This is a genomic window from Rhizobium sp. 10PS4 (assembly GCF_032464805.1).
Taxonomy (GTDB): Bacteria; Pseudomonadota; Alphaproteobacteria; order Rhizobiales; family Rhizobiaceae; genus Rhizobium; species Rhizobium laguerreae.
In genome coordinates, this window is the sequence record NZ_JAWDIW010000019.1 from 15,478 (window position 1) to 41,340 (window position 25,863).

Annotated in this window: 22 protein-coding genes, 1 tRNA gene and 2 pseudogenes; 14 read left to right on the forward strand and 11 right to left on the reverse strand. The window is 61.0% G+C overall.

Translation table 11 applies throughout. The features are described 5' to 3' along the window. The first annotated feature begins 17 nt into the window (after positions 1 to 17). The 3 genes and pseudogenes from RWJ89_RS29885 to RWJ89_RS33310 all read left to right on the forward strand — a co-directional run. Positions 18 to 704 (forward strand): hypothetical protein, encoded by a 687-nt coding sequence (locus RWJ89_RS29885; protein ID WP_132612895.1) that lies wholly within the window; start codon positions 18 to 20, stop codon positions 702 to 704. Between the two features lie 21 nt (positions 705 to 725). Beyond that, complete coding sequence (locus tag RWJ89_RS29890; RefSeq protein WP_316031886.1) at positions 726 to 1,451, forward strand: LssY C-terminal domain-containing protein; 726 nt, start codon at positions 726 to 728, stop codon at positions 1,449 to 1,451. Positions 1,452 to 1,489: 38 nt separating this feature from the next. Beyond that, a pseudogene (locus RWJ89_RS33310) lies at positions 1,490 to 1,813 on the forward strand (hypothetical protein); the annotation flags it as partial. Between the two features lie 38 nt (positions 1,814 to 1,851). Here the strand turns inward: RWJ89_RS33310 and RWJ89_RS29900 are convergent. The 4 genes from RWJ89_RS29900 to xylF all read right to left on the reverse strand — a co-directional run bounded on the left by RWJ89_RS29900 (position 1,852) and on the right by xylF (position 5,548). Next, positions 1,852 to 1,928, reverse strand: a tRNA-Arg gene (locus RWJ89_RS29900). Between the two features lie 206 nt (positions 1,929 to 2,134). Continuing rightward, positions 2,135 to 2,917, reverse strand: a complete 783-nt coding sequence (locus tag RWJ89_RS29905; protein WP_003542059.1) for an ATP-binding cassette domain-containing protein — start codon at positions 2,915 to 2,917, stop codon at positions 2,135 to 2,137. 14 nt (positions 2,918 to 2,931) lie between these two features. Continuing rightward, positions 2,932 to 4,245, reverse strand: a complete 1,314-nt coding sequence (locus RWJ89_RS29910; protein WP_168257936.1) for a sugar ABC transporter permease — start codon at positions 4,243 to 4,245, stop codon at positions 2,932 to 2,934. A gap of 262 nt (positions 4,246 to 4,507) precedes the next feature. Beyond that, a complete protein-coding gene (gene xylF, locus RWJ89_RS29915) occupies positions 4,508 to 5,548 on the reverse strand; it encodes a D-xylose ABC transporter substrate-binding protein (protein ID WP_011653094.1) in 1,041 nt (346 codons plus the stop codon). A 227-nt stretch (positions 5,549 to 5,775) separates the two neighbouring features. Here xylF and RWJ89_RS29920 point away from each other — a divergent pair, with 227 nt between their 5' ends. Further along, complete coding sequence (locus RWJ89_RS29920) at positions 5,776 to 6,999, forward strand: ROK family transcriptional regulator (protein WP_316031887.1); 1,224 nt, start codon at positions 5,776 to 5,778, stop codon at positions 6,997 to 6,999. A gap of 322 nt (positions 7,000 to 7,321) precedes the next feature. Here RWJ89_RS29920 and iolG read toward each other — a convergent pair whose 3' ends face one another. Continuing rightward, complete coding sequence (gene iolG / locus RWJ89_RS29925; protein WP_077979006.1) at positions 7,322 to 8,314, reverse strand: inositol 2-dehydrogenase; 993 nt, start codon at positions 8,312 to 8,314, stop codon at positions 7,322 to 7,324. A gap of 281 nt (positions 8,315 to 8,595) precedes the next feature. Here iolG and RWJ89_RS29930 point away from each other — a divergent pair, with 281 nt between their 5' ends. Next, positions 8,596 to 8,880: a hypothetical protein gene (locus tag RWJ89_RS29930; protein ID WP_027664007.1), complete on the forward strand. Its 285-nt coding sequence runs from the start codon at positions 8,596 to 8,598 to the stop codon at positions 8,878 to 8,880. A gap of 299 nt (positions 8,881 to 9,179) precedes the next feature. Here RWJ89_RS29930 and RWJ89_RS29935 read toward each other — a convergent pair whose 3' ends face one another. The 3 genes from RWJ89_RS29935 to RWJ89_RS29945 form a co-directional block, all read right to left on the reverse strand. Continuing rightward, a complete protein-coding gene (locus RWJ89_RS29935) occupies positions 9,180 to 10,055 on the reverse strand; it encodes a Hint domain-containing protein (RefSeq protein WP_222000755.1) in 876 nt (291 codons plus the stop codon). A 309-nt stretch (positions 10,056 to 10,364) separates the two neighbouring features. Then, a complete protein-coding gene (locus RWJ89_RS29940) occupies positions 10,365 to 10,853 on the reverse strand; it encodes a hypothetical protein (RefSeq protein WP_222000756.1) in 489 nt (162 codons plus the stop codon). A 61-nt stretch (positions 10,854 to 10,914) separates the two neighbouring features. Further along, a complete protein-coding gene (locus RWJ89_RS29945) occupies positions 10,915 to 11,919 on the reverse strand; it encodes a LysR family transcriptional regulator (protein WP_131664515.1) in 1,005 nt (334 codons plus the stop codon). 270 nt (positions 11,920 to 12,189) lie between these two features. Between RWJ89_RS29945 and chvE the strand changes: the two genes are divergently transcribed. The 8 genes and pseudogenes from chvE (at position 12,190) to RWJ89_RS29985 (ending at position 21,268) form a co-directional block, all read left to right on the forward strand. Further along, the gene (gene chvE / locus RWJ89_RS29950; protein ID WP_020051228.1) at positions 12,190 to 13,254 is read left to right on the forward strand and encodes a multiple monosaccharide ABC transporter substrate-binding protein; all 1,065 of its coding nucleotides are present in this window, start codon (positions 12,190 to 12,192) and stop codon (positions 13,252 to 13,254) included. Between the two features lie 92 nt (positions 13,255 to 13,346). Continuing rightward, on the forward strand, positions 13,347 to 14,885 hold the full coding sequence (gene mmsA, locus RWJ89_RS29955; protein ID WP_029872334.1) for a multiple monosaccharide ABC transporter ATP-binding protein: 1,539 nt from the start codon (positions 13,347 to 13,349) through the stop codon (positions 14,883 to 14,885). Further along, complete coding sequence (mmsB, locus tag RWJ89_RS29960; RefSeq protein WP_077979000.1) at positions 14,882 to 16,087, forward strand: multiple monosaccharide ABC transporter permease; 1,206 nt, start codon at positions 14,882 to 14,884, stop codon at positions 16,085 to 16,087. Before mmsA ends, mmsB begins: the two co-directional genes overlap by 4 nt. A 117-nt stretch (positions 16,088 to 16,204) precedes the next feature. After that, on the forward strand, positions 16,205 to 17,200 hold the full coding sequence (gene araD1 / locus RWJ89_RS29965; protein WP_011653084.1) for an AraD1 family protein: 996 nt from the start codon (positions 16,205 to 16,207) through the stop codon (positions 17,198 to 17,200). Positions 17,201 to 17,269: 69 nt separating this feature from the next. Next, positions 17,270 to 18,703, forward strand: coding sequence for an aldehyde dehydrogenase family protein (locus RWJ89_RS29970; protein WP_316031888.1), 1,434 nt, complete (start codon positions 17,270 to 17,272; stop codon positions 18,701 to 18,703). A 61-nt stretch (positions 18,704 to 18,764) separates the two neighbouring features. After that, positions 18,765 to 20,504, forward strand: a complete 1,740-nt coding sequence (gene araD, locus RWJ89_RS29975) for an L-arabinonate dehydratase (protein WP_020051223.1) — start codon at positions 18,765 to 18,767, stop codon at positions 20,502 to 20,504. 113 nt (positions 20,505 to 20,617) lie between these two features. Further along, positions 20,618 to 20,860, forward strand: coding sequence for a type II toxin-antitoxin system Phd/YefM family antitoxin (locus tag RWJ89_RS29980; protein WP_131639669.1), 243 nt, complete (start codon positions 20,618 to 20,620; stop codon positions 20,858 to 20,860). Continuing rightward, positions 20,857 to 21,268: pseudogene (locus RWJ89_RS29985) on the forward strand (type II toxin-antitoxin system VapC family toxin). The gene RWJ89_RS29980 and the pseudogene RWJ89_RS29985 overlap by 4 nt, the downstream one beginning before the upstream one ends. A 113-nt stretch (positions 21,269 to 21,381) precedes the next feature. Here the strand turns inward: RWJ89_RS29985 and RWJ89_RS29990 are convergent. From RWJ89_RS29990 to RWJ89_RS30000, 3 genes are read right to left on the reverse strand one after another with little or no spacing between them, the layout of a single operon-like run. Continuing rightward, positions 21,382 to 22,206 (reverse strand): transglutaminase family protein, encoded by an 825-nt coding sequence (locus RWJ89_RS29990; protein ID WP_020051220.1) that lies wholly within the window; start codon positions 22,204 to 22,206, stop codon positions 21,382 to 21,384. Positions 22,207 to 22,218: 12 nt separating this feature from the next. After that, positions 22,219 to 23,160 (reverse strand): alpha-E domain-containing protein, encoded by a 942-nt coding sequence (locus RWJ89_RS29995; RefSeq protein ID WP_020051219.1) that lies wholly within the window; start codon positions 23,158 to 23,160, stop codon positions 22,219 to 22,221. Then, positions 23,160 to 24,569 carry a circularly permuted type 2 ATP-grasp protein gene (locus RWJ89_RS30000; protein ID WP_222000757.1) on the reverse strand — a complete coding sequence of 470 codons (1,410 nt, stop codon included), beginning with the start codon at positions 24,567 to 24,569 and terminating at the stop codon, positions 23,160 to 23,162. The genes RWJ89_RS29995 and RWJ89_RS30000 overlap by 1 nt, the downstream gene beginning before the upstream one ends. Positions 24,570 to 24,957: 388 nt before the next feature. Here RWJ89_RS30000 and RWJ89_RS30005 point away from each other — a divergent pair, with 388 nt between their 5' ends. Further along, positions 24,958 to 25,860, forward strand: a complete 903-nt coding sequence (locus RWJ89_RS30005; protein WP_316031889.1) for a DMT family transporter — start codon at positions 24,958 to 24,960, stop codon at positions 25,858 to 25,860. The last annotated feature ends 3 nt before the right edge of the window (positions 25,861 to 25,863 follow it).

The following is a 25,863-nucleotide window of genomic DNA, read 5'->3' on the forward strand; positions in this document are numbered from 1 at the left end:
AAAAAGGAGAATTCTCCATGAAACGCCATATACGGATCGGCACTCTCGCCGTAGCCTACCTCGTGTCGTTCGCAGGAGCGGCGCAGGCCGAAGACGCGATCACGGCACCCGCCGCCAAGACCATTGGAGCGACCACGGCCACGAAGATGGTGCCGTCGCTTGCCGTCCTCAATTCCGGAGGGGCGACGCTGGTCGACGGCAAACTGACCATGACAGGCGTCACTCCGAACTCCATCGTGTTCGCCGATCGTCCGGTACGATCGGCCGGACATGTTCTCACGACCGAGTTCATCAAGGAATGGGACGAGGGCAAGGACAGCTTCGCGGTCGACCCGCCGAACGCGACGATCTCGGTCATGAGCAGTGATGGCACCGCTGTCGAAGACGCGGTCGTGGTCCTGACCAAGCCAAAGCTGGATGGCGGCACGCTGACCTTTGACGTCCAGGTTCTCGAGGGCGAACTCGCAAAGGTCAATGGCCCGGCTTCGCTTTTCATCGACATGTTCGTGGCGCGCGCCGGAATGGGGCGCGTCGGCGTGGTTGGCGTGGGTGCGGTCGGCTTTCATGGCGGCTGGTATGCGCACCCGGCGGCCCGCTACGGCGCCGCGGTCGCGACGGGCGCGGCCATCGGTGCTGCGGCGGCCTCCGCGCCATACTACTATCACCCCCCGTGCGGCTACTATCCGTATCCGCCCTGTTACTGAAGTCGGGAGCGGCACATTGCAATGGAACAGGGGAGAAGCAGTCGAGGCAGATGGAAGTCGGCTGTGGGCGTTCTTGCCGCCGTCTTCGTGGCCTATCTGCTCGTCTGCTACCTGGTCATGCCGGAGCTTTGGATCTTCCGCGACCGGAGCACTGTTGCCGATCTCAGCCGGATGGTCACCACGACCGGCGACGACATTCCGGGCGACCCGATCAACGTCGGCGTCGTCGGCCCGAAGCAGCAGGTGATCAAGGCCTTCGCCGCCTCGGGCTGGGATCCCGCCGACAGGATAACGTTGCTCTCCTCGGTTGAAATCGGCCTGAGCGTGGCGCTTGATCGTCCGGATCTCGATGCACCCGTCAGCCCGCTGTTCTTCGACGGCCGGAAGCAGGATCTGGCTTTCGAAAAGTCTGTCGCGCGTAGCGCTGACGAGCGCCACCACATACGCCTCTGGCAAACGGCGACCGTCGGCGCCGACGGCCAGCCGCTGTGGCTGGGCTCCGCGAGCTTCGACCGCGGCGTCGGCGTCAGCCACGACACCGGGCAGATCACCCACCATATCGGGCCCGATCTTGACGCCGAGCGCGAACTGGTGATCGGCGACCTCAAGGCCGCCGGGCAGATCTCCATGACCTACGAGCGCGCAGGCGTCGGTGCGACAAGAGATGGTCGGAACGGCGGTGGGGATCCGTACTTCACCGATGGTCGAATCCTTGTAGGGGTGCTGCGATCGGCCGAAAAGCGATAGGATTGGCGACAGCGGGACAAGGGCGAGGGGAGCGACCGCATGCGGTGCTCGACCGCAACGGGCTGGTCCAGCACCGCAAGCGACGGCGCAACAGAGCTGTCGGAACGCCACTCTCCCAACCTCGCCAACCCAACGACCTGTGGTGCGCCGATTACAAGAGCGAGTTCATGCTCGCCGACAAGCGCTACTGATATCCATTGACGGTCACCGGGCAGTCCGTTGGAATCAAACAGGTCGAAGACCACATATGGCTCGCAAGCTTCATGGATTACGACCTGGGATACTTCGATGACGAGACATGCAGACTGGAACCACTGCCGAACCCTTTCGGCTCAAAAGTGTTACCTATGTCTCAGGAATAAACCGTAACCTATGTGTCCAGAACGGACCCAAGGGGAAGTGGCGCACCCGACAGGATTCGAACCTGTGACCTTTGGAATCGGAATCCAACACTCTATCCAGCTGAGCTACGGGTGCATGCCTAAGGCGGTCTGAATCGCCTGTCCGATGGGTGGTTCTTAGCCTAGCTTGCAGCCGGCTTCAATCGCGAAATTCTCAGAAATACGGGTGCTTGCGGTTTGGCGGGTGTTTTTATCCGTCAGACCCGAGGAACGTTGCATGAAAACTCCGCCGGCCTTGCGGGCGGCGGAGCGTGGTTGGCGAGTCGGATCGTCTGGCGGCGGTCAGATCTGCATGGCGCCGGGGCCGGGGATCGCCTTTGGCGGCACCTTGCCGAGGATGATCATGCCGAGGACTTCGTCCTTGGTCACGTCCTCGGTGCGGGCGTGGCCGACGACCTGGCCGTTCTTCATCACCGAGACGCGGTCGGCGAGGTCGAAGACGTCGTGGATGTCGTGACTGATGAGGAAGATGCCGATGCCTTCCTTCTTCAGCTGCTTGATCAGCTCGCCGACCTGCGCCGTCTCCTGAGGGCCGAGGGCCGCCGTCGGCTCGTCCATGATCAGGATGCGGGCATTGAAGAGGATCGCACGGGCGATCGCCACCGATTGCCGCTGACCGCCCGAAAGCGCCTTCACCGGCTCCTTGAAGCGCTTGAAGTTGGGGTTCAGCCGCCCCATCACCTCGCGGGCCGAGGCTTCCATCGCGACGTCGTCGAGCGTGCCCCAGCGGGTCTTCAGCTCGCGGCCGAGATAGAGGTTGGCGGCGGCGTCGACATTGTCGGCGACGGCGAGCGTCTGGTAGATCGTCTCGATGCCGTATTTCTTGGCATCGCGCGGATTGCGGATGTCGGCGGGCTCGCCGTTGATCAGGATCTCGCCGCCATCGCGCTTGTAGGCGCCGGAGAGGATCTTGATGAGCGTCGACTTGCCGGCGCCGTTGTGCCCGAGCAATGCCACGACTTCGCCGGGATAGAGATCGACGGAGGCATTGTCCACGGCGTGAATGCCGCCGAAGGAGATCGAGATGTTTTTCAGTTCCACGAGGGGAGTGCGTTGATCAGCCATGTTTTGGGCTCCTCTCACTTGGCACGGGAGCGATAGACGGTGTCGAGCCAAACCGCTACGACGAGGACGGTGCCGACGACGACGCTCTGCAGCGGCGTGTCGACATGCGCCAGCACCATGCCCGATTGCAACGACTGCATGACGAGCGCGCCGAGCATGGCGCCGGCGATGGTGCCGGTGCCGCCTGCCAGCGACGTTCCGCCGATGACGGCGGCGGCGATGGTGTAGAGCTCGTCGAGCGTACCCTGCGAGTTCGTTGCGGCGTTGAGGCGGGCGGTGGAGATCGCCGCCGCGATGGCTGCGAGAATGCCCATCAGCGCGAAAATGCGCACGGTGACCCAGCGGGTCTTGATGCCGGCGAGCTCGGCCGCTTCGGGGTTGCCGCCAATCGCGAAGACGTAGCGGCCGAAGCGCAGCCTTGTCGCGATGAAGGTCATGATGATGCCGACGACGATCGCGATCAGCACCGGCACGGCGATGCCGTAGGGGATATCCAGGCCGGTTTCGGGCCAGGGAATATTGTTGGTCTCGGCATATTTCTTGGCGATGTTGATCGGCCAGTAGTAGCTGTTGGCGATCCAGACCGCGCCGAGGATGAGCACGCAGCTCAGGACGGCGAGGAAATATTCAGCCCATATCGGCCGGCGTGGGAAACCGAAGCGGCGGCGCTGCCGGCGCGAGCCGACGATGCTGGCGATGACGAAAAGGCAGGCGCAGATGCCGACGATCCAGCTCCAGGTGGCGCCGATCGAGCCCTCAGCACCGCCGCCCATAATGCGGAAGGTCTGGTCCATCGGGGCAACCGTCTGGCCGCTGGTGACGAGCCAGGTGGCGCCGCGCCAGACGAGCAGGCCGCCGAGCGTGACGATGAAGGAGGGAACGTTGAGGAAGGCGATGATGATGCCCTGGAAGGCGCCGATCAGGCAGCCTGCCGCCAATCCGACCAGCAGCGTGATCGCCCAGGTGAAGGGGCTGTCGAAGCCGATATATTCCGGCAGGATCTTGGCCTGCGTCACGCCCATGATCATGCCGCAGAGGCCGAGCACGGAACCGACCGACAGGTCGATGTTGCGGGTGACGATGATCAGCACCATGCCCGTCGTCATGACGGCGATGTCGGTGGTCTGGACCGAGAGGTTCCAGAGATTGCGCGGGGTCAGGAAGAGGCCGCCGGTGATGATGTGGAAACCGATCCAGATGATGATCAGCGCGCCGATCATGCCGAGCAGACGCGTGTCGATCTCGGTGGCGCGGAAGAAGCGGGTCACCAGATTGGCTTCCGCCGCTCGCGGTCCGCTTGATGTTGTGGATTTTACCATTTCGGCCATGGGTTTGCCGTTCCCCCACTTTGTTTGGACGGATGCGCCGTCGTGCTAGAGGCTGCCATCGGCGTCATGCGTCTGTTCTTCAACTCACCATCGCGATGCTTCCGGAAGCCGGTCGCGTGGCGTTGCGACACCCTTCCGGCAGGGAATGAAAACCCGCGATGGTGCGGCGAGGCGGAGAAACTTCGTCGATCGAATTCTCATCCGCATCCGGCGCCGCAACGGTGTTCCGCTGCGGCGCCGGCAATTTCAGTGCAGAGCTTGCTTACTTGCAGGCAGCGACGCTGTCGGCCTTCACGCCCTGGCAGGCTTCAGCCTTGGAAATCCAGCCGGCGTCGATGACGACGTTCAGGTTTTCCTTGGTGATCGCAAGCGGCTTCAGGAAGACCGACTGCATTTCGACGCCCTTGGGGCCGCCCTTGAAAGCCTGGGCGCCGTCGATCTTGCTCATGTCCTTGCCGCCGGCGAGGTCGAGTGCGATTTCAGCGGCGCGTTGGCCGAGTTCGCGGCTGTCCTTCCAGACGGAAACCGTCTGCGTGCCGAGAGCGATGCGGTTGAGCGCTGCCTTGTCACCGTCCTGGCCGGAAACCGGAACGGAGCCGGCGAGGCCCTGTGCGTCGAGAGCAGCGATGGCGCCACCGGCGGTGCCGTCGTTCGAAGCAACAACGGCGTCAACCTTGTTGTTGTTGGCGGTCAGGAACTGCTCCATGTTGCGCTGAGCGTTCTCCGGCAGCCAGCCGTCGGTATAGGCCTCGCCGACATTCTTGATCTTGCCGGCATCGATGGCGGCCTTCAGGACTTCCTGCTGGCCCGAAAACAGGAAATCTGCGTTCGGATCGGAAGACGAGCCCTTGATGAAAACGTAGTTGCCTTCCGGCTTGGCCTTGAAAACGCCTTCAGCCTGCAGGCGGCCGACTTCCTTGTTATCGAAGGTAATGTAGAAAGCAGCCGGGTTTTCGATCAGGCGGTCATAGCCGACGACGGGGATACCTTCAGCGGCGGCCTTTTCGATGGCCGGGCCGATCGCATCGGAGTCCTGGGCGAGAATGATCAGCGCGTTGGCGCCCTGCGAGATCAACGATTCGACGTCGGTAAGCTGCTTTGCGGCAGAAGACTGCGCGTCAGCGGAAATATATTTGGCACCCTTGGCTTCGAGAGCCTTCTTGATGGCGGCTTCGTCCGTCTTCCAGCGCTCTTCCTGGAAATTCGACCAGGAAACACCGACGACGAGATCGGCAGCCATGGCAGCGGTATGCACGGAAACGAGGATGGCAGCACCGGCCATCAATTTCAAAATAGACTTCATAATGTCCTCCCGAGTGGATTGCGACCGGCCCAGCCCATGCTTCCTCCGGCCACCGCGAAAAGCTGTCGAGAAAGGTTTGGATTTTTTTCTCGACAGTCGAGAAATTTAGTGTCAGAGATTTTTTCAACTGTCAACACGGCACTGCCGGCTTAATTTCCTTGCGAAACACCGGCTGGAGATGCAGTGGAAAGCCGAGGGCGGAGTAAGCAGGGGAGAGGGCGGCATTCATGCTGACCAAGTCGAGCACGGAGCTGGTCCGGCAGCGAAACAGCGTGCTCGTGCTGTCTGTGCTGCGCCGCCACGGTGCGCTCGCGCATACCGAAATATCCGATTTCACCCGGCTTTCGTCGGCCACCATTTCGGCGATCACCACTGAGCTGGAAAAAGCCCAGATCATCGAAAAATCGGAACAGCAGCCGGCAAGCGGCCGCGGCCGGCCGCGCGTGCTGCTGCGCCAGCGGCGCGATTGCGGTTATCTCATCGTCGTCATCATCTCCTCGGATGCGGTGCAATATTCGCTGGTCGATTATGCCGGCAAGCTGATCGACCGCTTCAGCGAGGAACGTTCGCATGATCCGGCAGGCGCCGTACGCTTCGTCGCGGCGGTGCGGGCCGGGCTTTTGCGCATTCTCGATCGCTCGAAGATCAGCCAAGAAAAGGTGCTGCTGATTTCGATCAGCAGCAAGGGGCTGGTCAATTCCACGGAGCCGGTTCTCGTCTGGTCGCCGATCTTCGGCAGCGACCAGATCGATTTCGAATCGGCACTCCGGCCGGATTGGCAGGCCAAGGTCATCCTCGACAACGAGACGCTGCTGGTCGCAGCCGCGCTCGGCGCGCGTGAAGAGATGGTGAAGGGCGCCGCTTTCCGTTCGCTCGCCGCCCTTTCGCTCGGCCATAGCGTCGGGCTCGGCATCGTCAGGCGCGGGAACCAGACAGGCCAGGAGATATCGGCGCCCAATTTCGGGCACATGCTGCACATGGCCAATGGTGGACTCTGCCGCTGCGGCACCCGCGGCTGCATCGAGGCCTATGCCGGTTTCTACGCGATCCTGCGCAGCGCCTTCGAGGTGCCGCTCGATACGATCCCGGCAAAGTTCGTGCCGGTGGCGGAACTGGACAAGATCGCCGCAAAGGCGCGACAGGGTCACCGGGTCCCCGCCTTCGCCTTCCGCCAGGCGGGGCTGGCGCTCGGCAACGGGCTCTCGCGCATGCTGAGCCTGACGGAGCGCATGCCGATCGCCATCACCGGGCCGGGCACGCGTTATTACGACCTTCTCCGGCAAGGGATCGAAGAGGGTCTGGGGCAATCGCATATCGTGCGCATGGAAGGCATGCCCGAGATCAGGGTGGTGGCCGACGAGCAGATCCTCGTCTTCGAAGGACATCTGAACCGGGCGCTGTCGGTGATCGACGAGGATATCGTTGTCTCGGGCGTTCAGGGAGCGGATTGAGGATGCATCGCTGAGGACGAATGATTGGGCTTCGGCACAGGTCAAAGCTATCAGTTTCATTCATCAGCCCGGTCTGTACCCCAAAGAAAACCCCTCCCCAACCCCTCCCCACAAGGGGGAGGGACTTAAACTGCCGCACTCGCTTTCCAAATCTTCGGCGTTTCGGGATGGGCGGCGCAGGTGCCGCAGGTTAGCCCCTCCCACCTGTGGGGAGGGGTTGGGGAGGGGTCTTTTGAGGCCCGCCCGCGCGCTTCATTAAACGCGAAATGGCCGGGCGGGCGCCCGGCCATCTCATGCATGGCTTCCGGTCGGGAGAGAGCCGTCAGCCGATCTTGATGAGCTTGCCTTCCTTGACGGACAGGACCGCGGCATCGGCGAGTGCCAGCGCTGCGAGACCATCGGCGCCCGATGGAGAGATCTTGGTGCCCCTCTCGATCGCGGCGATGAAGCCGGCGATCTCGTTGGCATAGGCTTCGGTGTAACGGGTCATGAAGAAGTCATGCAGCGGCGGGCGGGTGTAGCCTTCGCCGTTTGCGACTTCGATGGAGACCGGCCGCTGGTTCTCGGCCGAGACGAGGCCCTTGGAACCATGCACCTCGATGCGCTGGTCATAGCCGTAGGTGGCGCGGCGGGAGTTGGAGATGACGGTCTGCTTGCCGGATTTCGTCTGCAGGATCACCGAGACGCTGTCATAGTCGCCGGCTTCGCCGATTGCCTTGTCGACGAGCACGGCGGCGGTCGCGAAAACCGACACCGGTTCTTCGCCGAGCAGGAAGCGAGCCATGTCGAAATCGTGGATCGTCATGTCGCGGAAGATGCCGCCCGAGCGCTTGATGTAATCGACCGGCGGGGCGCCGGGATCGCGCGAGGTGATCGTCACCATCTCGACATCGCCGATCTTGCCTTCGTCGATGACCTTGCGGACAGCCATGAAATGCGGATCGAAGCGGCGGTTGAAGCCGACCATCAGCTTGGCGCCGGTCTCTTCCACCACCTTGATGCAGGCCTTGACGCGGGCGACGTCGAGGTCGATCGGCTTTTCGCAGAAGATCGCCTTGCCGGCGCGGGCGAAGCGCTCGATCAGATCGGCATGGGTATCCGTCGGCGTGCAGATGACGACGGCGTCGATGTCCTTGGCTGCCTCGATCGCCTCGATGGTGCGGACCTCGCAGCCATAGGCGGAGGCGATGGCTTCAGCTGCCTGCGGAAAGGCGTCGGCGACCGCGACGAGCTTTGCATTGGCGTCGCCGCTGACAGCCTTCGCATGAACCTTGCCGATGCGGCCGGCGCCAAGAAGACCAAATCTCACTGTCATTCCAACCTCCCTTGAATTCGGAACAAATAAACCGAATTGTAAAATTTCTGGAATTTTCATTCCACCTTCTCTGCGTCGCGTCAAGGCCTCGGATCTTTCACATTTGCAAGATTCGACCCGGAGCATTTCCGGCTCGGATTGAAGCGTTCTGCTGGAGCCGGCTTGTCGAACATTCGATACCGTTTGAGCCAACAGAATACTTTAATCTGGCCAGGAAAGGCTTTAGAGACAAGCGCGGCACAGGCCGAGGGCAGTGCGACATATCCGAGCGCGGGGTAAAGATGCAGCTGATCGATCCGAACCATCCGGCATACCGGCGCCTCTGGGTGCGAGTTGCCATCGTTGCCGTCTGCTTTGGCTGGGCCGTGGTCGAGTTCGTCACCGGCGATCCGTTCTGGGGCGTGCTCGCGGGCGGGGCGGGCGCCTATTCCTTCTACATATTGTTCTGGACCTTCAAGCCGCAGCCACCAGCCACCGAGCCGGTCGTGCAGCCTGACGCCGAAGAAGAAGAAGAAGGGCCTGCTGCGACCGCTGAAAAGCCTTCCAAGGACGGGCAGGCGGAATAATCAGCGGGCGATTCGCCGCAGCGCTTCGTCGATCAGCATATTGGCGAGCATCATCCGCTTCGTCGCATTGTCGCGGAAGGGCAGGGTAACACCGTCGGATAATTGGCGCGGGTGAGGACGCGGCGCTTCTCAGGGAGTGTCGGCAGCTTACCGGCGCCTTTGAGAAGAAGGCCGAATAGTCGAAGCGTGCCGCGATCTTTCTGATGCGCGCCACGCTTGAGGTCTTTGTTTGATACGATCGCAAAACCGACGCACGGCTTCACGTGCAGCCAGCACGATCCCTGCGCATTCCCGTCCTGTCAGAGTGACAGTTCCTTGGCTTGCGCGTCGATCTTTTCGCAGGCATTCCCGAATGGATCGTGCAGCGGTACCAGCGGCGAAACGCCGAGCAGGAGAAGCGCTTTCAAATGTGACCAGCCACCTCCCAGCAACGGCGCAAAGGATGTCATCACGATGCGTTCCTTGCCATAGAGACGCTCGTACTCTGGAAAATTGCAGAAGTTCTCGTGATTGCTGTTCTTCAGATGGAAGGACTCGGCCTCAGCACCTTCGGCAAGGATAACTTCGTGCGTATCGAGCATGACGGCATAGTACTCGATCGATACGTCAGCGGCGGGAGTGACCGATGCAATCGTTTTACCGTTCACGAGGTCCTTCACCTGGATCAGAATGCCGTTCAGGTACAGCGCATGGCCAGGCGACAGATAGAGATCCGAGTGGGGTGTTTGCCCGTCCAGTGCGTGGCGGGAAACCCGGATCGGCACGACGTCGTTGGGCCAGCGCGCGCCGCTCTTCTTGAAACTTTGGCGGCCGACCCACTTTACCGGGCGGGTGCTGCCGTCAGGAAGGGCAACGCGATCGCCGATGCTGAGATTCTCGACAGGCTTCTCACCGCAATCCGTGAGGATCGCCGTTCCCCGCAGGAAGCAATTTGGGCCGCTCCCGCTGCCGCCACCACCACCACCTCCACCTGAGCCACCGCTCCCGCCAGAGCCTCCGTGTCCACCGGAGCCGCCCCGTCCCCAAAGCCGCCCCAGCGCGTTGGCCGGAGAGGTGGAAATTGCCGTGGCCAAGGCTGCCACGCCGGCAAGACGAGCACCAGCGGCTGCGGCTACGCCTAGAAAATGTCTGCGCGCATTGTTGCGCGGCAGCTTCGGATCTTCCGTAGATGACATGTTGGCGGTCTCCTGAGAACATTTGCACCACGCTATGTTACAACAGGTTGTATCGCATTCAATTTCGCTAAACAGCTACGGCCTACCGAAAAGGGAGTAGGCATGGTCTACTGGGGTCCCGAAATATGCTATTGCTGGTCGCAAAAAGCGGCACATTTCTCTGCTACCCGAGCGCGAAAGAATCAAACTGCGTGCCATGGGCACCTGTTGAATCGCGGGAAAAACAGCCCATATAGAGTTCGCGAATCGAGTCGGAAACGGCGGCTCTTCCAAAGCCTCGGAACCTTTGCCTGCGTTCGCGAGAAAGCTTCAGCTGTGCGGCAGGCGGCGCATCGCCTCGTCGATCAGCAGATTGGCGATCATCATGCGCCTGTTGGCATTGTCGCGGAAAAGCTCTGGGACTCCATCAGGATGATTGGCCTTGGCAAAGGCGCGCCGCTTCTCGTTCAGCGTCTGTTGGGTATCGGCGGCAGCGATCGCCAGTTCCGCAGCAATCTCTTCCGGAGCGATGCGGGCGAGATGGTCCGGCATGACGGGCTGGGGTGGAGGCGCAGCCGCCGGTGCCTCCGCGATCGCGGCGGCAGCATCAAGATCCAGATTGTCGAAATAGGCCTGGCCGACCCGTTGCGAGGCGGTCGAGACATCTTCCATGACATCGAAGGCCATGACATCGAAGGCAAGCCCGGTGCCGAGGCCGGAGACGCGATGGACGGCCGGCGCCCCGGCGTCTTCGTCCGTCTCGCCCTCCGCCTTCAGCCGCTCGAGGACTGATTGAAATACCGACTGTCCGAACAGCATGCGCTCCCTTTCGACGCGTGCATTAAAGGCGGGCAAGATGGCGCAGGGCTTGCGGGTGTCGTCAGCCGGCCTGCTTGCGGCTCTCCTCGAGGATGATGTCGTAGAGCAGCCTTGCACTCGGCGGCAGCGCCCGTTCCCTCGCCGTGATCATGCTGTAGGGCTTGACGTTGATGTCGAAATCGATCGGCAGCATGCGCACATCGGAGGCATTCGAGCCCTGGCTGGCCAGGAACTGGGCGACGTCGACGGCAACGGGAGCGATCGCATCGGTTTCGCAGACGATGGCGCAGGTGAGCAACAGCGAGGAGGTGTTGACGATGTTTTCGGGCAGCGCCACGCCGCGCGACAGGAAAACGTCCTCGATCGTGCGGCGCAGCAGCGTGCCCGGCGGCTGGAACACCCAGTCGTAATCCCTGACCTCTGAAAGGCTGCTCGTCTTCTGCTTCATAAGCGGGTGGCTGCTGCGCACGATCAGGCAAGCCCGCTCGATGCCGATCTCCGTCACCTCGAACAGGCGCGGATTGAGATCATCGGGAATGCGGCCGATGATGAAGTCATGGCGGGCGGCGAGCAGCTCGCGGGCAAGCACGTTGCTCGTCTCCACCTGGATGTTGATCTCGATGCCCGGATAGGCCTTGCGCACCTTGTTGATTGCCGGAACGACGAGGCTCATGGCCGGCGCCGTCACCGCGCCGATGAAGACCGACCCGCCCTTGCCGCTTTTCAATTCACCGATCTCGCGGCTCGCCTCGCGCAGCTCCAGGAGGATCTTGCGAGCCCTTCGGGCAAGCGCTGCGCCGAAGGTTGTCAGCACCACGCCGCGGGCCACCCGCTCATAGAGCGACGTCTTGGTAATCGATTCCATTTCGGACAACATCCGCGATGCGGCGGGCTGCGAAATGTTCAGAACGTCGGCTGCGGCGGAAATCTGTCCGCTATCTTCGATTGCGACGATCATGCGCAGGTGATTCAGCTTAAGTCCTGCACGTAAAAGGCTGTCATCGCCGAAATTATCGCTGTGGATATCGATGTGATCCATCGAAAATAGCTCGGAAACAATCGCCATGGTTGCAGCCTCCTCACTGCGCTCCATCAAAAGTAATACTTTTTAACGATATACCAAAATTGTTATGCATATTACCACTTATTCTATTTGACAGTTATAGGAATCCATACCAGTTTGCCGCCGTGTGCTGGTTGGCACTCAACACGTGTGAGATCGTGGAGGAGACCTACTTCGTTTCTCACCATCTGAAGTAACTATCCAATACGGAACCTGCCACAGTTTCGGGGCGGGCGATTTTTCGTCCGCCGTCTATTAACAAGGGAGAGAGAAATGAAATCCATTATCTCATTGATGGCTGCGGCCGCCTTCGGCGTCGCTTCGTTCGTTATGCCTGCCATGGCGCAGGACAAGGGGCTCGTGGGCATCGCGATGCCGACGAAGTCTTCGGCTCGCTGGATCGACGACGGCAACAACATCGTCAAGCAGCTCGAGGCCGCCGGCTACAAGACCGACCTGCAGTATGCTGACGACGATATTCCGAACCAGCTTTCGCAGATCGAAAACATGGTCACCAAGGGTGCCAAGGTTCTCGTCATCGCTTCGATCGACGGAACGACGCTTTCCGACGTTCTCCAGAAGGCTCATGACGCCAACATCAAGGTCATCGCCTATGACCGACTGATCCGCGACTCGGCCAACGTCGACTACTATGCGACGTTCGACAATTTCCAGGTCGGCGTTCTGCAGGCTGGTTCCATCGTTGACGCCCTCGGCCTCAAGGATGGCAAGGGCCCGTTCAACATCGAACTGTTCGGCGGCTCGCCGGACGACAACAACGCCTTCTTCTTCTATGATGGCGCAATGTCCGTCCTGCAGCCCTACATCGACAGCGGCAAGCTCGTCGTGAAGTCCGGCCAGACCGGCATGGACAAGGTCGGCACGCTGCGTTGGGACGCTGCAACGGCCCAAGCCCGCATGGACAACCTGCTCTCGGCCAACTACACCGACGCCAAGGTCGATGCCGTCCTGTCTCCCTATGACGGTCTGTCGATCGGCATCATCTCGTCGCTGAAGGGCGTCGGCTACGGCACTCCGGACCAGCCGCTCCCGGTTGTTTCCGGTCAGGACGCCGAAGTTCCGTCGGTCAAGTCGATCATTGCTGGCGAACAGCACTCGACGGTCTTCAAGGACACCCGCGAACTCGCCAAGGTCACTGTTGCCATGGTCGATGCCGTCATGTCCGGCAAGGAGCCCGAGGTCAACGATACGAAGACCTACGACAACGGCGTCAAGATCGTTCCGTCCTATCTGCTGAAGCCGGTTGCTGTCGACAAGACCAACTACAAGCAGATCCTCGTCGACGGCGGTTACTACACCGAAGACAAGCTGAAGTAATGAGAGGGACCGGAACCCGCGCTTGCGGGTTCCGGTCTTCGATTTTATGATCGCCCGGCCGCTCGACGGCCGGAGGCGCTGGAAGTTTGACTATGGACAATACCATCCTCGAAATGCGGAGCATCACCAAGACGTTCCCGGGCGTCAAGGCGCTGGAGAATGTGAACCTCAAGGTTCGCCAGGGTGAGATCCACGCGTTGGTAGGCGAAAACGGGGCCGGTAAATCGACCCTGATGAAAGTACTATCGGGCGTCTATCCGACGGGAAGCTATGAAGGCGACATCGTCTACGAAGGCGAGACGCGCAACTTCAAGGTCCTAAAGGACTCCGAAGAAATCGGCATCGTCATCATCCACCAGGAGCTGGCGCTCGTGCCGCTGCTGTCGATCGGCGAAAACATCTTCCTCGGCAACGAGAATGCCAAGAACGGCGTCATCAGCTGGGAAGAGACTTTCAACCGCACGAAGAAGCTGCTCACCAAGGTGGGCCTGCGGGAATCTCCGAACACGCTGGTCACCGACATCGGCGTCGGCAAGCAGCAGCTCGTCGAGATCGCCAAGGCGCTGTCGAAGAGCGTGAAGCTGCTCATCCTCGACGAGCCTACCGCTTCGCTCAATGAGAAGGACTCGGACGCGCTGCTCAATCTGCTGATCGAGTTCCGCAATCAGGGCATCACTTCGATCATCATTTCCCACAAGCTGAACGAGATCCGTAAGGTTGCCGACCAGATCACGGTGCTCCGCGACGGCATGACCGTCAAGACGCTCGACTGTCACACGGACGAGATCAGCGAAGACATCATCATCAAGAACATGGTGGGCCGAGATCTGGCCGACCGTTATCCGCCGCGTTCCGTGCCGATCGGCGAGACGATCTTCGAAGTGAAGAACTGGAACGCCTATCACCAGCAGCACCGCGACCGCCAGGTGCTGCACGACATCAACGTCAACGTCCGCAAGGGCGAGGTTGTCGGCATTGCCGGTCTCATGGGGGCTGGCCGCACCGAATTCGCCATGAGTGTTTTCGGCAAATCCTATGGCCACAAAGTCAGCGGCGAGGTCTTCGTCAATGGCAAGGCTGTCGATGTCAGCACTGTGCGCAAGGCGATCGACGCCGGTCTTGCCTATGTCACCGAGGACCGCAAGCAACTCGGTCTCGTGCTCAGCGACAGCATCCTGCACAATACGACGCTTGCCAACCTCAATGGGATTTCGAGCAATAGCGTCATCGACGACATCAAGGAGATGAGGGTCGCGACCGATTACCGGTCGAAGCTGCGCATCCGCTCCTCTGGCGTCTTCCAGGAAACGGTCAATCTTTCGGGCGGCAACCAGCAGAAGGTCGTGCTGTCGAAGTGGCTGTTTTCCGATCCCGATATTTTGATCCTCGACGAGCCGACCCGCGGCATCGACGTTGGCGCAAAGTACGAAATCTATACTATCATCAACCAGCTTGCCGCCGATGGAAAGGGCGTTCTGATGATCTCATCGGAAATGCCCGAACTGCTTGGCACATGTGACCGCATCTACGTGATGAACGAAGGACGCATCGTCGCCGAATTGCCGAAGGGAGAAGCAAGCCAGGAAACTATCATGCGCGCTATCATGCGCTCAGGGGAGAAGAGACAATGACTCCGGTCAACCCGACAACCGAGCACAGCAACGTCGTTTCCGTTGCCGATTATATCCGCGGCAATATTCGTGAATACGGCATGCTCATCGCACTCGTCGCGATCATGGTGTTCTTCCAGTTCTATACCGGCGGCATTCTCTTCAAGCCGGTAAACCTGACGAACCTTGTTCTGCAGAACTCCTTCATCGTCATCATGGCGCTCGGCATGCTGCTCGTCATCGTCGCCGGCCATATCGACCTGTCGGTGGGCTCGATCGTCGCCTTCGTCGGCGCGCTCGCGGCGATCTTCACCGTGTCATGGGGCATGAACTTCTGGCTTGCCGGCCTGATCTGCCTGATCGTGGGCGGCATCATCGGCGCGGCGCAGGGTTATTTCATCGCCTATCACCGCATCCCATCGTTCATCGTGACGCTTGCCGGTATGCTTGTTTTCCGCGGCCTGACGCTGACGGTTCTGAACGGCAAGAACATCGGTCCGTTCCCGAGGGAGTTCCAGGTTATCAGCACCGGCTTCCTGCCGGGCGGCATGATCGATATTGCAGGCACACCCGTGCAGTCGACCTCGCTGATCCTGACCGTGATCCTGCCTGTCATCCTCTTCTACCTCGCCTGGCGCCGCCGCAAGGTGAACGAAGACCACGGGATCGACGTCGAGCCGATGGGCTTCTTCATCGTCCAGAACATGGTCGTTTCGCTCGCCATCCTGTGGATCGGCTATCTGCTCTCCACCTATAAGGGCCTGCCGAACGTTCTCGTCGTCATGCTGGTGCTGATTGCGATCTATGCCTTCATCACCCGCCGGACCACGATCGGCCGTCGCATCTATGCCATGGGCGGCAATTCGAAGGCGACCAAGCTTTCAGGCATCAATACCGAGCGGCTGAGCTTCTACACCTTCGTCAATATGGGCGTGCTTGCAGGCCTTGCCGGCATGATCATCGCGCTGCGTCTGAACTCGGCAACGCCGAAGGCCGGCGTCGGTTTCGAGCTCGACGTCATTGCTGCCTGCTTCATCGGCGGCGCCTCGGCGTCCGGCGGCGTCGGCAAGATCACCGGTGCGGTCATCGGCGCGTTCATCATGGGCGTCATGAATAACGGTATGTCGATCGTCGGGCTCGGCATCGACTTCCAGCAGATGGTGAAGGGCCTCGTGCTTCTCGCCGCAGTGTTCTTCGACGTTTACAACAAGAACAAGGGCTGAGCGCCTCAAGGCGCCAGCCAGGCATTCGCAGCCTATGAATGATGGATTCCGGCTCCTGATGGAGCCGGACAGGCGGAGCTTTTTCCTGTCTTCGCCGAAACGAGAAGGATCGAAGACGTGCTTATTTCACAGATCAAGGGTGCAAACGGAGAGATCATCGTCGCCGTGCGTGAGCAGGGCGGCGCTGCAAGGTCGGTCAAGAACGCCGTCAGCGTCTATGCACTGGCGATGGAAGCCGCAGATGGCGGCAAGTCGCTTGCCTCGGTCATCGAAGCGCATGGCTACGGCGATGCCGTCGATCTTGAAAAGGCCTATGCGGAAGGCCGCTTCCTTCCGCCGATCACCCATCCAGATGCCGCGCACCTGCATCTGACCGGCACCGGCCTGACGCATTTGGGCTCGGCGGCAACGCGCGATTCCATGCACAAGAAGACCACTGAAGCCGCCGAGGAAACCCTCACGGACTCGATGAAGATGTTCAAGATGGGCCTCGAGAACGGCAAGCCGAAGGCCGGCGAAAAGGGCGTCCAGCCCGAATGGTTCTACAAGGGCAACGGCCATGGCGCCGCAGCCCCCGGCGCCCCGCTCATCTCGCCTTCCTTCGCGCTCGACGGCGGCGAGGAACCGGAGATGGCCGGCATCTACGTGATCGCCAAGGACGGCTCGCCCTTCCGTATCGGTTTTGCGCTGTCGAACGAATTTTCCGATCACGTCACCGAGCGGATCAACTATCTCTATCTCGCCCATTCGAAGCTGCGCCCGGCCAGCTTCGGCCCGGAAATCCGAGTCGGCGCGGCGCCTGAGGATATTCGCGGCACCTCGCGCATCAAGCGCGGCGACAAGGTGATCTTCGAAAAGCCGTTCCTGTCTGGTGAGGCGAACATGTCGCACACCTTTGCCAATCTGGAATATCACCATTTCAAATATGGCCTCTTCCGTGCTCCGGGCGATGTGCATGTCCATATGTTCGGCACGGCGACCCTTTCCTTTGCCGACGGCGTCAAGACCGAAGAGGGCGATGTCTTCGAGATCGAAGTTGCCGAATTCGGCCTGGCGCTCCGCAACCCGCTGAAGGTGGCCGCCGAGGAAGAGATCGCCGTCAGACAGCTCTGAATTCAAGACCTGGCCGCATTCGGTGGCCGGCTCTTTGCTCGTAGAAGGTAAAGGAGGCTTGTTAAGCCCATGACCATTTATCAAAACCTGATCGCCGGCGAATGGGTCGGCTCGAACGCGACGAAGAACATCAACCCGTCGGATACGAATGAGGTTGTCGGCCTCTATGCCGACGGCAGCGCTGATGACACGAGAAATGCCATTGCCGCCGCCAAGGCCGCCTTCCCAGCCTGGTCGCGCTCCGGCATCTGGGAGCGCCACGTCATCCTGAAGAAGACAGGCGACGAGATCATGGCGCGCAAGGATGAACTCGGCGCGCTGCTTGCGCGCGAAGAAGGCAAGACGCTGCCGGAGGCTACGGGCGAGGTGATCCGCGCGTCGCAGATCTTCGAATTCTTCGCCGGTGAGGCGCTGAGGCTGGCCGGTGAGGTTCTCCCATCGGTTCGCCCGAATATCGGCGTCGAGATCACCCGCGAGGCGCTCGGCGTCATCGGCATCATCACGCCGTGGAATTTCCCGATCGCCATTCCCGCCTGGAAGATCGCGCCGGCGCTCTGCTACGGCAACACCATCGTCTTCAAGCCGGCCGAACTGGTGCCCGCCTGTTCCTGGGCGATCGTCGATATTCTCAACCGCGCCGGCCTGCCGAAGGGCGTGCTGAACCTCGTCATGGGCAAAGGCTCGGTCGTCGGCCAGGCCATGCTCGAAAGCCCCGACGTTCACGGCATCACGTTTACCGGTTCCACCGGTACCGGCAGACGCGTCGCCGCCGCCTCGATCGAGCATAACCGCAAGTTCCAGCTGGAAATGGGGGGCAAGAACCCGATGGTCGTGCTTGACGATGCCGATCTCAACGTCGCCGTCGAGGCTGCCGCCAATTCCGGCTTCTTCTCCACGGGCCAGCGCTGCACCGCCTCCTCGCGCCTGATCGTCACCGAAGGCATTCACGACAAGTTCGTCGCAGCACTTACCGAGAAGCTGAAGACGCTCGTCGTCGACAACGCGCTGAAGGCCGGCACCCATATCGGCCCCGTCGTCGATGAGCGGCAGTTGAAGACCGATACCGACTATATCGAGATCGGCAAGTCGGAAGGCGCCAAGCTCGCCTTCGGCGGCGAGGTGATCTCGCGCGACACGCCCGGCTTCTACCTGCAGCCGACCTTGTTTACCGAAGCGACCAACCAAATGCGCATTTCGCGCGAGGAGATCTTCGGGCCTGTGGTCTCGTTGATCCGGGTGAAGGATTACGACGAGGCGCTGGCGACGGCCAACGACACGCCGTTCGGCCTTTCGGCCGGCATCGCCACGACCAGCCTGAAACATGCCACGCACTTCAAGCGCAATTCCGAGGCCGGCATGGTGATGGTCAACCTGCCGACGGCAGGCGTCGATTTCCACGTGCCGTTCGGCGGCCGCAAGGGTTCGTCCTACGGCCCGCGCGAGCAGGGCAAGTACGCCGCCGAATTCTACACAACCGTCAAGACCGCCTACACCCTGGCTTGAGACAAGTGCGATAACCTGGGCCGTACGGGGCGGTCCGGCGATATCCTGAAGGATAGAGACGATGAAAAAGAAAGCGGAATGGCCGCGCAGGCTGAGGTCGCAGGAATGGTACGGCGGTACGAGCCGCGACGTGATTTATCACCGCGGCTGGCTTAAGAACCAGGGTTATCCGCACGACCTGTTCGACGGCCGGCCGGTGATCGGGATCCTCAACACCTGGTCGGATATGACCCCCTGCAACGGTCATCTCAGAGAGCTCGCCGAGAAGGTGAAGGCGGGCGTATGGGAGGCCGGCGGTTTCCCGCTTGAGGTGCCGGTGTTCTCGGCATCCGAAAACACCTTCCGTCCGACCGCGATGATGTACCGCAATCTTGCGGCGCTCGCGGTGGAAGAGGCGATCCGCGGGCAGCCGATGGATGGCTGCGTATTGTTGGTCGGCTGCGACAAGACCACGCCGTCGCTTATCATGGGGGCGGCCTCCTGCGACCTGCCGTCGATCGTCGTCACAGGCGGACCGATGCTGAACGGCTATTTCCGTGGTGAACGCGTCGGATCGGGCACGCATCTGTGGAAGTTTTCCGAAATGGTGAAGGCCGGCGAGATGACGCAGGCCGAATTCCTCGAGGCGGAAGCCTCGATGAGCCGTTCGTCGGGCACCTGCAATACCATGGGCACCGCCTCCACCATGGCTTCCATGGCCGAGGCGCTCGGCATGGCGCTCTCCGGCAACGCCGCGATCCCGGGCGTCGATTCCCGTCGCAAGGTCATGGCGCAGCTGACCGGCCGGCGTATCGTGCAGATGGTCAAGGACGACCTGAAGCCCTCCGAGATCATGACGAAGCAGGCCTTCGAGAATGCCATCCGCACCAACGCGGCCATCGGTGGATCGACCAACGCCGTCATCCACCTGCTCGCCATCGCCGGCCGTGTCGGCATCGATCTTTCGCTTGACGACTGGGACCGCTGCGGCCGCGACGTCCCGACCATCGTCAACCTGATGCCGTCGGGCAAATACCTGATGGAGGAGTTCTTCTATGCCGGCGGCCTGCCGGTGGTGCTGAAGCGCCTCGGCGAGGCGGGCCTCCTGCACAAGGATGCGCTGACGGTATCCGGCGAAACCGTCTGGGACGAGGTCAAGGACGTCGTCAACTGGAATGAAGACGTTATCCTGCCGGCCGAAAAGGCGTTGACAGCTTCGGGCGGCATCGTCGTGCTGCGCGGCAACCTCGCGCCGAAGGGCGCGGTGCTGAAGCCTTCGGCGGCTTCGCCGCATCTGCTGGTGCACAAGGGCAGGGCTGTTGTCTTCGAGGATATCGATGACTACAAGGCTAAGATCAATGACGATAACCTCGACATCGACGAAACCTGCATCATGGTCATGAAGAACTGTGGGCCGAAGGGCTATCCCGGGATGGCCGAGGTCGGCAATATGGGGCTGCCGCCGAAGGTGCTGAAGAAGGGCATCCTCGATATGGTGCGCATTTCCGACGCCCGCATGTCCGGAACGGCCTACGGTACCGTCGTCCTGCACACCTCGCCGGAAGCGGCTGTCGGCGGGCCGCTGGCGGTCGTGAAAAACGGCGACATGATCGAGCTGGACGTGCCGAACCGTCGTCTGCATCTCGACATTTCCGAGGAAGAACTGGCAAGGCGGCTGGCCGAATGGCAGCCGAACCATGATCTGCCTACATCCGGCTATGCCTTCCTGCATCAGCAGCATGTCGAAGGGGCCGATACCGGCGCCGACCTCGACTTCCTCAAGGGATGTCGCGGAAACGCTGTCGGCAAGGACAGCCACTAGCGCGGTTCAATCCATAACGAGAAAAAGGCGGGGCACGACCCCGTCTTTTTCTTTGCACTTGTTCAATGTGGAAATGGCTCTCTATTCCGTACAGATGTACAGGAGATACAGTCATGTCCAAGACGGTCGGTAAGGCGGAGTTCAAGGCGAAATGCCTGAACCTTATCGACCAGATAGGGAAGGACGATGAATCTATCGTCATCACCAAACGCGGCAGGCCAGTTGCCGTGCTTTCGCCGGCACCTGGCCCCAGCAGACGCAGAAGTATCATCGGCGCGATGAAGGGCAGCGTATTGCGCTATGACGATCCGCTGTCTCCGGCAGTTGAACCCTCGGATTGGGACGCCGTTCGTTGATCGTCATCGATACGCATATCCTCGTTTGGGCAATGCAGGACGATGCACACCTCGGTTCACAGGCCCCGGCGCATTATCGACGAGATGACGGAGAGAAGCCGGATCCTGATTTCGGCGATTACGCCTTGGGAAATCGCGATGCTTGTGCAGAAGGGACGCCTGGCGCTCGGCGACGATGTGGGGCGATGGATCGACAGCGCGCTGTCTCTGCCCGGAATCCAGCTTGCACCGATTGAGCCCTCGATCACGATAGACAGTGTCCGGCTACCCGGCGAGTTTCATGCCGACCCCGCGGACCGCATCATCGCCGCTACGGCCCGTTTTCATCGCGTACCGTTGCTGACGGCCGACCAGGCGATCCTCAGCTACGGTGTGCGCGGTCACCTTCAGGTTCTTGCGGCGGAATAGCGTTTGGATGGGGCCGAAATACACCAAGCGTGGCCCGCGCACCAGAAGTCGCGACGAACTCGGCAGCTACTCTATCGGCACCATCGTAGGGTGCGGTAAAGCTGTCTGTAGGCTCAGCTCTGGCTCTGGCTTTGCATCTGTCCGCCATCCTCGACCTTCACGGTGACCGACAGCGTTTCGCCCGGCGTGCCGATGCGCATGCCTGAAATCGGCGCGGCGTCGCGATAGCAGAGACCGGAGGCGACACGAATGTAGCGCGCATCCGGGCAGATCTCATTGGCGGGATCGAAGCCGACCCAGCCGAGGCCGGGAATATGGGCCTCGGCCCATGCATGGGTCGCAGCCTGTTCGATCTTTTCTTCCATCATCAAATAACCGGAGATGTAACGCGCCGGCACCTGCAGGGCGCGGGCAGCGGCGATGAAGATGTGCGCATGATCTTGGCAGACGCCGCTCTTCCTCTCCAGCGCCTGTTCGGCCGTCGTCTCGGTGTTGCTGGTGCCGGGCTTATAATCGACCGTCTCGTGGATCGCCGCCATCAGCGCATGCATGCGGGCAAGCTCATTGTCACCGCTGACGCCCTTGATGAGTTCCTTTACCAGCTTGCCGCCCTTGGTTAGCGGCGTGTCGCGTAGAAAGAGCCAAAGCGGGCAGAAACCGGTATGCGGGCCGGTGACGCCGTTATTGTCCTCGGTCTCGACTTCGCCTTCGGCCAGGATGCGCGTCACCTCCTGCTCGCCTTCCAGCGAGACGAGGTTGACGTGATTGCCGTACTGGTCGTCATATTCTACTTCCGGCGTGGCACCCTCGACGTTCAGGGCCCAGCCGAGCACTTTCTGTGCGGGGCTGGTCGGCGGCGTCAGCCGCAGCCTTTGCAGCGAGAACTGCGTCGGTCCGTCGTAGCGGTATTCGGTGAGGTGGCTGATCTTCAATCTCATATTGTTATCCGCTTATGCATAGAACCGGTAGCCGTCGGAAATTTCCGCGCCGAGCTTGTTGTTGCGCGAGACGAAATCCTCCAGGAACTCGTGCAGGCCCTGATCCATGATATCCCGGATCGCCCTCGTCTGCAGCGTGGTGCGGATTGAATCCGCGGTATCGTGGGCAGGGAGCCGCTCCTCGTAATTCTGGGCGAGATAGCCGAGATTGCTGACAATCTTCTCGTAGCAATAGGCAAGCGAGCGCGGCATCTGGACATTCAGCGTCAGGAAATCGGCGATGTTCATCGCCCGGTATTCGCCGTCATAGGCCCAGCTATAGGCGCGGTGCGCCGAGACCGAGCGCAGAATCGATTCCCACTGCACGTTGTCGAGGGAGGAGCCGACTGACGAAACCGAGGGCAGCAGCACGTAATATTTCACGTCGAGGATGCGGCTGGTATTGTCGGCCCGCTCGATGAAGGTGCCGATGCGGGCAAAATTATAGAGCTCGTTGCGCAGTGTCGAACCATGGAAGGCGCCGCGGATGAGCCCGGCGCGGCGCTTGATGACATCGATCACCTCTGGCATCTCGGCCGCCTTGACGCGCTTTTCGAGCAGCGACTTCAAGTCGATCCAGCATTCGTTGGTGGCCTCCCAGGTCTCACGCGTCAGCGCCGTGCGCACCATGCGGGCATTGTTGCGGCCCGAATCGATGCAAGACATGACGCTCGACGGATTGGTGTGATCGCGCAAGAGATAGTCGATCGCGTCGGCGTTGGTCAGCTTGTTGTGGCCTTCGTCATAAGCCTCGCGCACGCCCGCGCTTTGCAGCACGCCATCCCAATTGTCATCGCCAGTGCTGCTGCGGGTCAGCGACATACGCAACCCCGCATCGATCAGGCGGGCTATATTTTCGGCACGCTCGATGTAACGAAACATCCAGTAGAGGCCGTTTGCTGTTCTTCCGAGCATCAGTCCTCCAATACCCAAGTGTCTTTGGTGCCGCCGCCCTGGCTGGAATTGACCACCAGCGAGCCTTGCTTCAGCGCCACGCGGGTGAGCCCGCCCGGAATGATCTGTACCTTGTCGGATACAAGCACATAGGGGCGAAGGTCGACGTGGCGCGGCGCGATGCCCTTGTTGACGAGGATCGGCACGGTGGAGAGCGACAGCGTCGGCTGGGCGATGTAATTGTTCGGCTTGGCCTTCAGCTTCTCGGCGAAATCGGCGCGCTCCTTCTTCGATGCGGTCGGGCCGACCAGCATGCCGTAGCCGCCGGAGCCGTGCACTTCCTTGACGACCAGCTCTTCCAGATGCTCCAGCACGTATTTCAGGCTGGCGGCTTCCGAACAGCGCCAGGTCGGCACGTTTTCAAGCAGGGCCTTACGGCCGGTATAGAATTCGACGATCTCCGGCATATAGGAATAGATCGCCTTGTCGTCGCAAATGCCGGTGCCCGGAGCATTGGCGATAGTGATGTTGCCGGAGCGGTAGACATCCATGATGCCGGGAATGCCGAGCGCGGAATCGGAGCGGAAGGTCAGGGGATCGAGGAAGTCGTCGTCGACGCGGCGGTAGAGCACGTCGATCGCTTCGTAACCGCGTGTCGTCCTCATCTTCACCTTGCCGTCGATGACGCGCAGATCCGCGCCCTCAACCAGTTCGACGCCCATCATGTCGGCGAGGAACGAATGCTCGTAATAGGCGGAATTGTAAATGCCCGGCGTCAGCACGGCGACGCGCGGCTTGCCCTTGCAGCCGGGAGGGGCGAGCGAGGCGAGGCTCTGGCGCAGCAGGTAGGGATAATCCTCGACACGCTGCACCTTGTTCTCGTGGAAGAGCTCAGGGAACATCTGCATCATGGTTTCCCGGTTTTCCAGCATGTAGCTGACACCGGAGGGCGTGCGGGCATTATCCTCCAGCACGTAAAACTGGTCCTCTCCGGTGCGCACGATGTCGGTGCCGACGATGTGGGTGTAGACGCCGCCGGGCGGCCGGAAGCCGATCATTTCGGGGATGAAGGTGATGTTGTTTTCGATCAGCTCGCGCGGGATGCGGCCGGCGCGGATAATCTCCTGCTTGTGGTAGATATCGTCGAGAAAGGCGTTCAGCGCGATCACCCGCTGCTCGATGCCTTGGGCGAGCCTGCGCCATTCGCGGGCGGAGATGATGCGGGGAATGATGTCGAAGGGGATGAGTTTTTCGGAACTGTCGGCATGGCCGTAGACCGCGAAGGTGATGCCGGTCTTCCGGAAGATGTTTTCCGCATCGCGGGACTTGGCAATCAGATGCGCCCGGTCTTGGCTGTTGTACCACTCGAAGTATTTTTCATAAGGCGCGCGAGGACTTTCGTCCCCGGTAATCATTTCATCAAATGCCAAAAGCTCGGCTCCCCTTTTTTGTTCATTTGAATACAACGCAAATTGCAATGCAAGAACCATGCGCAGTTCGAGGAAAAGATTTTGCGCTGCGGAAAACGGGTGAAAATCTGGGCATTTATAAGTGATGCAGTGCGGCATGACGGATGGGTGACCCCTAGGCTTGCGCAAAATCTGAGCATGTGATCGCTTTTCGTTCGGTCAAGACGGTCGAATATAGTCACGCGCCTAAGGCTCCCCGGCCCGCCCTCCGTGGCAAATGCCGGCTGGCGCGACCGCCACTGGGTCTCTGCCATCAGCGAAATTTCAAATAAACATCAACGCTTCGCCTTTGACGACCGCCGCCGGGTGGGGCTATCAGCACGGCGACCCTTCTCTCCCGAGCCGCTCCATGTCCTTCGATCGCCTTGCCCCCGCCGTTTTCGTCCTGCTCTGGTCCACTGGCTGGGTGGTGGCGAAATATGCCTCGCTGCATTCCGAGCCCTTCACCTTTCTTTCGATACGTTACGCGCTGTCGGCGGCGGCATTCCTGGCGCTCTGCCTGGTGGTGCGGGCGCAATGGCCGAACAGCCGGGCGACGGCGCTGCGCGCCGTCTATTCCGGCTTCTTCCTGCATGGTTTCTATCTCGCCGGTCTCTGGTGGGCGATCGCCAATGGCGTGCCGGCCGGCATATCGGGCATCATCGCAGCGCTGCAGCCGCTGTTGACAGCGATGGCAGCTCCCTTCCTCATCGGCGAGCGGCTGCAGCCGGCACAGAAGCTCGGCCTTGCCCTTGGCTTCGTCGGCATTGCCATCGCCATTTCGCCGAAGCTGCTCGATCCGGCAACCGCCGATCTCACGCATGCCGCCCTGCCGCTGGCGATCAACCTCGTCGCCATGGCGTCCGTCACCTACGGCACGCTCTATCAGAAGAAACACCTGCAATCCGGCGACCTCAGAACCATCGCGACCCTGCAATATGTCGGCGCGCTGGTCCTCACCGTGCCGCTTTCGCTGATCTTCGAGCGCCAGCATTTCGACGGCACGGGAGAAGCCTATGGCGCGCTCATCTGGTCGGTCTTCGGCCTGTCGATGGGCGGCGTCGGACTGCTGCTCTATCTGATCCGCCGGGGGCAGGTGTCACGCGCCGCCTCGCTGATCTACCTCATGCCGCCGGCGGTTGCTCTCGAAGCCTTCATAGCCTTCGGGGAACCGTTGACCCTGCCGTTGATCGTCGGCACCGTGGTGGTCGTGACAGGCGTCTATCTCACGAACCGTAGGACGTCCAGCGAGCCTAGGCCTGCGGAAGCGTAGATA